Origin of the sequence: Myxococcus sp. AB056 (genome assembly GCF_006547365.1) — a bacterium.
Lineage (GTDB): Bacteria > Myxococcota > Myxococcia > Myxococcales > Myxococcaceae > Myxococcus > Myxococcus virescens.
The window spans coordinates 20,121-29,952 of sequence record NZ_VHLB01000100.1 but is presented as its reverse complement, the minus strand read 5'-3'; the positions used below and the strand labels follow the sequence as shown (position 1 = coordinate 29,952).

At 70.5% G+C, this 9,832-nt stretch carries 8 protein-coding genes; 1 reads left to right on the top strand and 7 read right to left on the bottom strand.

The genetic code is table 11. The annotated features are described in order from the left end of the window. The 7 genes from FMP39_RS31210 to FMP39_RS31180 form a co-directional block, all read right to left on the bottom strand. On the bottom strand, positions 1-773 hold a 773-nt coding region (locus FMP39_RS31210), incomplete at its 3' end, for a Dna2/Cas4 domain-containing protein (protein ID WP_255508566.1). 149 nt (positions 774-922) lie between these two features. After that, the gene (cas5, locus tag FMP39_RS31205; protein ID WP_141593728.1) at positions 923-1,567 is read right to left on the bottom strand and encodes a type I-MYXAN CRISPR-associated protein Cas5/Cmx5/DevS; all 645 of its coding nucleotides are present in this window, start codon (positions 1,565-1,567) and stop codon (positions 923-925) included. Continuing rightward, the gene (cas7i, locus tag FMP39_RS31200) at positions 1,564-2,472 is read right to left on the bottom strand and encodes a type I-B CRISPR-associated protein Cas7/Cst2/DevR (protein ID WP_141593727.1); all 909 of its coding nucleotides are present in this window, start codon (positions 2,470-2,472) and stop codon (positions 1,564-1,566) included. Before cas7i ends, cas5 begins: the two co-directional genes overlap by 4 nt. A 31-nt stretch (positions 2,473-2,503) precedes the next feature. Then, entirely contained in the window at positions 2,504-4,129 is a 1,626-nt protein-coding gene (cas8a1, locus tag FMP39_RS31195; protein ID WP_141593726.1) for a type I-MYXAN CRISPR-associated Cas8a1/Cmx1, read from the bottom strand. Then, a complete protein-coding gene (gene cas3 / locus FMP39_RS31190; protein ID WP_141593725.1) occupies positions 4,114-6,354 on the bottom strand; it encodes a CRISPR-associated helicase Cas3' in 2,241 nt (746 codons plus the stop codon). Before cas3 ends, cas8a1 begins: the two co-directional genes overlap by 16 nt. Next, positions 6,351-6,962 (bottom strand): type I-MYXAN CRISPR-associated protein Cas6/Cmx6, encoded by a 612-nt coding sequence (gene cas6, locus FMP39_RS31185; RefSeq protein WP_141593724.1) that lies wholly within the window; start codon positions 6,960-6,962, stop codon positions 6,351-6,353. Before cas6 ends, cas3 begins: the two co-directional genes overlap by 4 nt. A gap of 87 nt (positions 6,963-7,049) precedes the next feature. Then, positions 7,050-8,519: an SAVED domain-containing protein gene (locus FMP39_RS31180; protein WP_141593723.1), complete on the bottom strand. Its 1,470-nt coding sequence runs from the start codon at positions 8,517-8,519 to the stop codon at positions 7,050-7,052. 323 nt (positions 8,520-8,842) lie between these two features. Between FMP39_RS31180 and FMP39_RS31175 the strand changes: the two genes are divergently transcribed. Continuing rightward, on the top strand, positions 8,843-9,766 hold the full coding sequence (locus FMP39_RS31175) for a DUF2381 family protein (protein WP_141593722.1): 924 nt from the start codon (positions 8,843-8,845) through the stop codon (positions 9,764-9,766). Positions 9,767-9,832: the final 66 nt, after the last annotated feature.

Here is a 9,832-nt window from a genome sequence, read left to right as displayed (position 1 = left end):
CCGCCCAATCCCCCCAGATAGCGCCCCCCGGACGTGAACCAGTGCACGCCGATGTCGTTCTCCACGCAGTACGCCAGCGCCTGCGCGCTCACCTGCACCGCTCCATGCGCGATGAGCGCCGACACCATGCGCCCGGGTTGCCTCGACGGCGCGCCCTCCCCTTCGGGTGGCGTCACCACCAGCTCCTCCGCCGCGCGCCCCACCCGCGTCCCAGGCGTCGCGACGTGCAGCACCTGCCGCACATCATCCTCTGGAAAGAGCCGGGGCCGCTCCTCCCCCACCACCTGCCGCTCCTCCTCCGGCAGGCACACGGGCGCCAGCGAGCACTTCGCACACTTGCGCTCCTCCTGTGTCACGGGCGGCCTCTCCCGCGACGCACGCAGCAGCCGGGCACGCGCCACGGCCGCCACCACGGCGCCCCGCAGCGCCGCGTCCAACGGGAAGCGCACCGTCGTGTCCGTCTGGTGGTAGCGGACCCGGCACTCCACGGGCGCCCCCGGGAAGCGCGCCTCCACCAGGAGCGCGTAGGCCCCCGCCTGGAGTCGATCGCTCGGCCACGCCTCTGGCGCGTCCCCTCCAGGCGCATGGCGTCCGCGCTTGTGCTCGTAGACGACCAGCGTCCCCTCCCGCGTCCTCACTGCGTCCACCCTTCCGTGCAGGCCCAATGCCTCACTCGCCAGCTCCAGCTCGACGCGCTCGCCTTCCTCCTGGAGCTGGACGTGCAGCCGCCGTCCCGCGAACACGGCGGCGTCCGCCACGCGCAGCTCCTCCACTTCCTCCAGGTAGAAGAGCCGCTCGCAGTACGCCAGCGCATGCAGTGCGTGCGGATGGACGGCGCGCCGACGACAGGCTTCGGACTCGTGGATGATGCGTTCATGTATTGGGGCCCCCCGCCCCGGTACCGCGTGACAACGACAGACACCTATCCAGCGCCCTCCGCGAGCGGGATGCGCGGAAGCCGTTGGACCTCGGGAGCAGCCAAGACCTCTTCGAGCCGCCCCACCTCGTAACGAGTGCCACGAGTGCCCACGTGGTCCACCCAGACCGGCAGGGTGAGGGCACCGGTGGACGCGGTCAGGAAGGCCCGACAGCCCGCTGGCGGCCGCCCCTCCGGGAGCAGACGCGCGTCATTGATGAGGTGCGTGGACTCCCCGAGCGACCACGCCCCGGCCCGCGTCACGGAGCCGGGCTCACGCATCGCCCGGATGACGCGGTCCTCCAGCGATTCACCCGAGTCCGACTCCTCCCGGCTGTCGCACCAGACCACCAGGCGCGCGTCGATGACGAGCTGTTGCTGGTCCGGCGCGGCGTTCTTCTCATTCCCCTTCGCGACCTTCAGGTTCTTCGACCGCCAGAAGGTGCGAAGCACCGTGCTGATGACAGGCGCGTTCAACAACCCCGCTGTCACGCGGCAGCCCCGGTGCCGCTCCCGGTCCTGCTCACCGACGAGCGAGAGCAACGCGCCATAGCACGTCGCGGGCGGCGGCAGGACCTCGGTCTCCACCAGCTCGCGCGCCCGGCCCTTGCGCCAGCACGCCACGGGCACGGACAGTTCGAGCGCGATCACTTCTTCCTCGCCTCCAGCCGCTTGCACGCCGCGCGGCAGGCGGCGACCACGCCCGCGTGGAGCTCCGCGCCCGAAAGCACCTCGCGCTCCTCCGCGCCCAGCCCCTCCACCACCTGCCCGCCCAACACCAACTCCTTCGCGGGGACGTCGCCGCTCTTCACCTTGCGCAGCAGCGCGGCGAGCTCCACGCCCCCCGCGCGGGAGGACGGCTCGAAGGCATACAGAATGCGCGGCGCGGCCTCCTGAGTGAGCCGGAAGACGACCGACTCCGGACTGAAATCGAAGAGGAAGCGGCCGTGGTTGCCCGCGACGGGCCCCAGCGCGCAGAGCTGGTTCAGCGCCGTCACGGCACGGGCCGGCACTCGCAGCGCCGCTGGCGTCAGCGCCACGCCGTACTGGTAGCGTGTCGCGTGCATCTCCGTCCCGTAGGGCACGGGGTTGCTGCCCTTCTTCTGCGCGGAGGGCGTGGCCCCGGGGCTCGCGGCGTTGAAGGTGACGTCCCCGGACCACGGCGTGAGGCTCACCGCCCGGGACACCTCCAGCACCGCGCGGCGGACCTTCGCCGTGCCCTTCTCCTTCTCCTGCTTCGCCCCCTCCGCGGACATGAAGCCCAGCAGGTCATCATCGATATAGGTCTTCTCCTTCGACTTCCCCGACCAGGCGCTGAAGGCGGCGTCCTTCCACGCGTTGGCGCGTGACGCATCGTCATAGGTGCGGTTGCACGGCTCCTGCTCATTCAAGCGCCGCCGCAAGGCGAAGCGGATGGACTCGGCGGAGACGGTGGTGTGGACCTGTCCGTTCCACACCAGCTTCTGGAGGCTGGTGATGTTTCCCTCGGTGAGGCCCCGGTTGTTGGCGGCGGTTCCCAGCGGCGTGACGAAGGCGGCGAAGACGTGAAGGCTCATGAATGGACTCCGGGAAAGTGTGTGGAGCTGCTCAGGACTGCTCGGACGCGCCAGCGGCCTCGTCCGCGTCCTCAAGTTCCGCGGCCTCGCCCCCCTTGCCCTGGTAGCTCGCCAGCGCCACCAGCGCGAGGTCGCGGGCCGCGCGCCACCGCTCGGGCCCCAGCAGCGGGAGGAGGTCCCTCCAATGCTCCTGGAGCTCACGGTTGGTGCCCGCGCGGCTCCACAGGTCCGCGAGCGCCGCGCGCACCTGCTCCGGCGTCTTGGCCCCCGCGAAGCTCAGCCGCCAACGCTCACGCTCACCCTTGAGCCGGTTGGAGCGCGTGGCCGGGGCGCTCTCCTTCGTGTCCGCATAAATGCTCTTGAACCGGCTCCGGAGCGCGAGGTGAACGCTCTGGACGAGCCACTGCTCAGCCTCTCCCAGGTACGGATGCATGGCGATGAGTCCCTTCCTTTCGTGCCACAGCAGCGCGCCCAGGTTGTCCCGGTCGCGGTAGTCGTGAATGAAGCGGCCCTCCGCCGTCGTCGCGGTGGCGAAGTCCGCGTACCAGGGGCGTGAAGCCGCGAGGTTCTCCGTGATGAAGGCGCGCAGCGCGCTGGTCGCGATGAAGTAGCCCGCCTCGCCATTCGCCTTGCCCTCGGGCTTGCGGACTCGCAGCGTGTGCGGCAGCGCGGCGGCGGCGGCCTCGTAGCGGTCCAGGACCTCCTCGCGCACGGCGTCCTGCCGCACCACCGCGCCGCGAATCTTCTGCTGCGCGTTCCACGGCATCTGCCGCAGCGCCACGGCCTCGGTGGTCCCGAGCACGGCCCCCAGCCGCTTCTTCCCCGCCTCCTGCGCCATCACCAACTGAGCCGCGAGCACCGCGTCCGACGCCCCCGCCACCGCCACGTCACGGAGCCGCTTGGGCGTCAGCCCAGGGCGCAGCTCCGCGAAGCGGACCAGGTTCGTGGGCGCCAGCGCCACGAAGGCCCCGCCCCGGAGCTGCGGCAGCTTGTAGGAGACACACCCCACCAGCGCGAAGCACGCGCAGAGCGCCTCCGCCGCCGTGTACTCCACCTTGGTGACGCGCACACCGATGTGCCGCTCCGCCGCGCCCGGATAGGCCCAGCTCGCCAGCGACGTCGCGCCCGCCTCCAGCGCCTCGAGCACGCTCTGCCAGGCCGTCTGGTGGACGAAGGAGTCGTAGCCCTGGGACTCGACGATGACGGGCCGCGCGTCCACCTCGAAGGTGACGCGCCTTCGCGCGCCTCCCTGCGTCGACTTGCCATGCTGGAGGAACGTCACCTTGAGTGCATCGTGGAGCGCCGCGGCCAGCTCGGGCGGTGGCTCCGGCGCTCCGGGTGGACGCGTGCCCGGCAGGTCGATGAAGCCCTGCTTCACCTGGAATGACGCGCCGAACAGCGCCCGGAGCGTGGCCTCCGGTGCCTTGCCGCCCCAGTCCAGGTGGATGGCTTCCCGCTCCACCGTCGCCGCCCCGGGCCCCAGCCGCACCGGAGAAGGCCACGGCGCGGCGGGTGAAGCGCTCCCGAGGATGGCGCGGAGCGATGCCGCCAACCCGCCCGCGCCCGCGCGCAACAGCGGCGTCATCCCCGGTGCGTACAACCGGATGGAGAGCGGAGCGGGCAAGGCCGTCTTCCGTGGGTTCACGGCTTTCGCCATCGCGCACCTCGCAGGCCGTCGTAGTCCAGCGCGTCCGCTGGAGGGATGGGGTATGGCAGCCGGCCCGCGCGGGGCCATGCACGCCACTTGAAGGACTCGGGTGGCAGGTTCATGGGCAGGGTGACCCGGTGAGCGCTCACCGCTCCGTCCAGGACGGCACGGGCGTCTTGTTCCAGGAGGACCGTGAGGCTGGGGCTCCCGTCGCGGCACGGCGCGGGCCAGGTGTCGAAGCGTCCATCCAGCCAGGTGCTGGACTGCCGCCGCGGCGCATCCGTCATCCCGGGCGGCCCCCATGCGTCCACCAGGTCCCGCTGGCTCAGCGGCCCCGTTCCCAGCCGCTCCATCCATGCACGCGCGTTGCGCAGGTCCGGCGCGGCGTACGGCGGCCCATCGAAGGGGAGCACCACGAAAGGCCGCACGGGCGCGGGCCGCTCCGGAGTGCTGCGGCGATTGAGCCGCCCCAAGCGCTGGATGATCGCCGGGATGGGCGCCAAATCCGTGACGAGCAGATCCGCTGACAGGTCCAGGCTCATCTCCGCGACCTGCGTCGTCGAAGCAAACGCCGCGCGGCCCTCGGTGGCGAAGGCCTCGATGACGTCACCGTGGCGACGGACGCGGTCCTCGTAACGAAAGCGGCTGTGGTACAGCAGCGCGCGTGCACCGTGCGACGTGCCGGCCTCGGCGGTCCGCATGCAGCGATCCACCGTGTTGCTGACCCACAGCACCTTGCCGTGGTCTCTCAGGCACTCCGCCACGAGAGACCACGGCTCCGCGACGTCCAGCCGCTGGTAGCGCGGCAGTGTCTCCAGGTCCTCCGGCCCTTCGACTTCCGCGAGGCTCCGGCCATGAACGCGCGCGCACACGCCGCGCAGCGCGTCGAGCCGCGTGGCGGGCAGGCTGGCGGTCATCAGCAACGCGGGGATTCCCGGCAGGGCTTCCAGGAAGCGCAGCAGGCAGCCGAAGAGCCGGTCGTCATAGGCGTGGACTTCGTCGAAGACGACGCAGGCCGCACAGAGCCCGGGCCAGGCATAGAGCCCGTGCCGCTGGCTCTGGACGAGCCCGAGCAGCGTGTCGACCGTGCAGCTCATCGCGTCGGCGCCCCAGGAGCGGAGCGCGTCGAGCCGGTCCTGGTCGCGGGAGCCCGTCCCCGGCGCCGCGCCGTCGCGGAGTCCGAAGATGTCGAAGTCCACCTCCGCGCGTGAGTGCTGCAATCGGGCCTCCACGTCCGCGCCGTGGAGGTAGTCCCGGAAGCCCTCCGTCGCCGTGCCCATCGTCGGATATGTGAGCCACAACGGACGGCCGGGGTGCTGTCTTGCGGCCCAGAGGTACGCAGCGGCCGTCTTGCCACTGCCACAGCCCGCGCGGACCAGGGTCAGCGGCGCGGCGCTGCGGGCCACCTCCTCCTGAAACGGTCGCGGTGTGCGTCCCGCGAGGCGGCGCTCGACCACGGCGCGCAGGGCCTCGGCGGGATGGGGCGCCGTGAGCTGACGGTCCACCCAGTCTTGCTTCTCTCCGCTCCGGGGGAGCGCCGAGCCCGCAACGTCCGCCGCGAGCACCAATGCCTTGCACACGGCCAGGAGCCGCGCGTCCACGGAGCCGGCGGGCACGGTCCGCTCGAAGTCGTCCTGCCACGACTGGAGTTGGTCGCGCGGGTGCTCCTTCCGCGTGGCGAGGAGCACGATGGGCGCGGTGAACAGTGGCGGAGCGGACAGCGCCAGCTCCTTGGCGATGCGCCCCAGCGTCCGGGCGAAGTCTTCATGCTGGACCCACAACTTCAGCGACAGCCCCGCTCCGGTGCCGTCGGGCGCGAAGGCCTCTGTCTGGAACTTGCGGTGGTGTGCGGCCACGCAGACCAGCGCCAGGCACAGGTCCAACTCGCTCACGTCCCGCAGGAGCCATACGGAGAGCGGCTGCCCTGGCCAGCAGAGCCACAGCGAGAGCGCTTCGTGACGGACAAGCTGCGGCGCTTCGCGCTGGCGGCGCAGCATGGATTGGAAGTGCTCGCTGCACTTGCCCAGGTCATGGAGCGCGGCGGCCAGCAGGACGATGCGCTGCAGCCGGGGCTCCAACGCCGGGTCCAGGCCCGCGGCCAGCAGCGACGCGCGCCCCCGGTGCTCCAGGAGCCTCCGCGCGGCTGACAGCACCAGGACCGTGTGGCCCAACAACGTGGCCTCGCCCTCGGGTCTGTCAGGCGTGGCCGTGCTCTTGGCCAACAGCCGCTTCACGCGGCCTTCCCACGAGACTGGACACGGGCCGCCCGGCCGGGCGGGAGGAAGAGGCCGCAGCCCATGTGACGGCGACCTCCCAGGCCCTGCTCCTGCACGCGCAGCGAGTGCTCGGCCGACAAGCCATGAAGTTCGAGCGCGAAGCCCACGACCTTCTTGCCAGCGATGCGCACGATGCGCCTGCGCCCCACCTTCAGCGTGGCCTGGACGCCAAGCGCCTCCAGTGCCCGGGTGACAGCCACGATGAACGAAGACTCATCCATCGCGTGCTTGAAGGTGACCAGCCGTGCGGACAACGCGGGCACGGGCTCCAGCGCATGGAGCGAGGGCGCGCCCAGGGACAGGCGTCTCCCCGCGACCTCCAGCGGCGCGCTCACCAGCGGCAGCAGCGTAGCCACGGCTTCGATTGGGCACCGCAGGCGCAGCGTGCCTCGCCCCAGGTAGAGCAACTCCCGCGTGTTGCTCACACCTCGAAGCGAGAACACCCCCATGTCCGTGCGTTCATGCAGCGCGGGGATGTGACGGGAGAGCGCGGAGAACAGGAGATAAGCGTGGTCGAGCGGCACCGGACCGCCTTGCACGGGGAACAGCAGGTCAATGGCAGGCATGTGAGGGACCTTTCCGGAGCGGCGTCATGAAACGAGGAGTGCTGAACGCGGTACGAAACGTGCGGGCGGAAATCGGCGGCATGGCGTTCACCCCGTCTCCAACGTGAGCGCGGGCGCGTAGCCACCTGAGCCGGTGCGCTCGTAGGCCACGACCGGGCCCACGGCGTTGAGCCGCTGGCCCAGGAACACGCAGCACGCCGAGGGGGCGTAAAGGATGAGATGAGTGACCGCAGTGCGCAGCTCGTTGCGCGCGCGCCGGAGTTGTTCGCGCGCCTGGACGGCGAACGCCACCGCGTCCGCATCCGAGCCGACGGCGCCGTCGTGGGGCCCATCCTCCGGCTCCAGGTAGAGCACGGCACGGAAGTGCCCTGGCCGCTCGGCCATGAAGCGCTCCACGTCCACGCGGGCATCCCCCGTCATCTGGAACACCACCAGCAGCCCCGTGGCATCCGCGTGGCCCTCGTGCCCAGTGACACGCAACCTGCGCGGAGACGGCTTCGCGTCCGAGCGCCACAAGAAGGTCTCTCCTCGCGTGGGCTGCTCGACGCGGAAGCGGTAGCCGCCCACCTCCGGGAAGTGGAAGCCCACCGCCAGCACCGTGCTCAGCGGCAGCTTGCCCCGCAGGTCAATCAATGCACCGTCAGGCCGCCTCGACAGCCGCTGTCGCACAGCCAGCAGCGAAGGCAGCAACACGTCGCGCCACACCGACTCCGACGGCACCATCCGCGTGTCGCGGTCGAAGTGAGGCGTCCAGTCCAGCTCCTCGGTGGGAGGCTGCTCCCACTCACGTCGCGCCCACCCATGAATCCAGAGGCTCACGGCGGGCGCGTCCTCCCGTGAGGCCAGCAGTCCCCATGCGCGAATGGCGTCGCGCAGCGAGTCGGGGGTGACGTGCTTCCTGCCGCCGCCGACCTCAATCCACTCCCGAAGCCCGTCCACCACGATGGCGCGCGGCTGCCGTCCCATGCGCAGACCAAGCCGACCCATCCGGTCATCCACCTGCTCTTCCAGGTCGGCGATGCCGCCCACGCCGAGCCGCAAACGCAAGTCCTTGCAGAACGCCCGCAGCATCTCAGCCGATACACCGAGCCGTTGTTCCCACTCCGCCCAGTGTTTCTTCAGGGCGCCTCGCGGCGGCTGCTCGAAAAACGCATCCGTGAAGCAGTGGTCCCGGCCATGCAGATAGCGGCCCAGGTCCGCCGCCGACGCCCAGTTGCTCAACAGCCAGATTTCGACGGGCCCCTGGGGCCGAAGCAGCAACCAGCTCTCCAGCAGCTTGCGCAGCAAGGAGCTGCCCACCCGAGGCGGCGTCACCAGCCCCGCCAGGGAGTAGGTATCCCGGTGGTCGACGTGCCACTTCACCTGCATGTATCGACTGGCCACGCCGGCACCGGGCCGGGCGTGCAGCGTCACGTCATCCGCCGAGCCCGCCTCCGGGTGCTCGACATAGCCGTGCGAGAAGGGACTGCCCGCGTCGAGCAGCCGGAGCAGCTCGTACCAGCTCAACAGATGCTGATAGCGATCGCCCTCCAGGCGAGACGCGCTCTGCTCTCCCATGACGCTCCCTCATAGCGACGCCAGGGACGGCGGTGGATACCTCCCCAGGGGTATGGAAGGCGGCGCTCGAAAAGGAAGACGCCAACGCGCGGGACAACCCATCGCGGGCCCGGTGATTTTTCTTCCGCGCGTGGCAGGAGTGTTCCCGACGACCGCTGAACGTCCTGCGCGAATCTGACTACCTTTCAGGTAGACATCGCCCATTCCGAGATGCCAGACGGAGGCGCGTTCTTCCTCGAAGAAGGCGGGACATTCGCGCTCGTCCAAGCGTCCCGCCGTGTCATCCCCTTCGAGTAGGTTAGAACCCTGGAGGTTGCCCCGCCGTGTTCCCCCCTGGCTCGTTGGTAATGACGGCAGTGGTGCTCCTGCTGGGCACGGCAGCGCTGGCCCAGACGCCAGACACGAAGCGTTGGCGGCGCATCGAGCGGGCCGTGGCCCTGAGCGCGGGCGCGGGTGAGCCTGTCCAGCGACTCAGGCTGGCGCCCGGTGTCGTGACGACGGTGCTGCTCGACTCGGACGCCGTGCTGGAAGGTGAGCTTCCCGAGGCCCTACGCGGGCTGTTCACCCGGCTGGACGTCACGGGGACGCATCTGCTGCTCCAGCCCGCCGTCGCGATGCCCGCACGGGGCGTTCCGCCGCTGGTGCTGCGCTTCACGGACGCGGCCGCGCCACAACGGATCGTCCTGGAGCTGACCACCGAGGCCAACGTGGTGGACTCAGTCATCGATGTCAGGCGCCACCCCGCCACCGTGACGCAACTGGAGGCTGAACTGGTTGCCCTGCGTGAGCGCAACGCACTGCTGGAGGCACGACTGGCCACGGCGCGTCGGCAGGTGCCACACCCGGGCCTCGCGGGCGCCATTCTTTCTGGCGCCATCGGCATCACGGGAGTTCTCGGCACGTGGATGGATACCCCAGCCAGCGAGGCGGAGCTCAAGGTCCGTCAGCTTGATAGCTATCGCTCCGGCTCGTGGGTAGCGCTCGCGGTGAATCTGGAGAACCCGCCGGGCGAGGCGCCCTGGCAACCGGGCATTGCGCGGCTGACCTCGCTGGACTCGAACGGGCGGCCAACAGGCGAGCCGATGGAGCTGCCCCTGTTGCTGCAGGAGCCGCGTCTGTTGCCTGGCCAGAGCGCGGTCGCCGTCGTGCAGTGGCCCGCCCCCACGCGCCCTCCACCCGCCTACGCGCTGGAGCTTTGGGACACGGGCCGGCGCCGCGGCGTGCGATGGGCGCGACTGAAACCGTAGACGTGCGACAGCCCCGAAGGAATCCGTCATGCGACTGGAGCCAAGCGCATCTTCCCCAGGCCCCCT

Bases quoted from the DNA above. Each gene is read 5' to 3' on its own strand.
- cas8a1 (WP_141593726.1), bottom strand. From the start codon at position 4,129: ATGGCGAAAGCCGTGAACCCACGGAAGACGGCCTTGCCCGCTCCGCTC.
- cas6 (WP_141593724.1), bottom strand. From the start codon at position 6,962: ATGCCTGCCATTGACCTGCTGTTCCCCGTGCAAGGCGGTCCGGTGCCG.
- FMP39_RS31180 (WP_141593723.1), bottom strand. From the start codon at position 8,519: ATGGGAGAGCAGAGCGCGTCTCGCCTGGAGGGCGATCGCTATCAGCAT.
- cas7i (WP_141593727.1), bottom strand. From the start codon at position 2,472: ATGAGCCTTCACGTCTTCGCCGCCTTCGTCACGCCGCTGGGAACCGCC.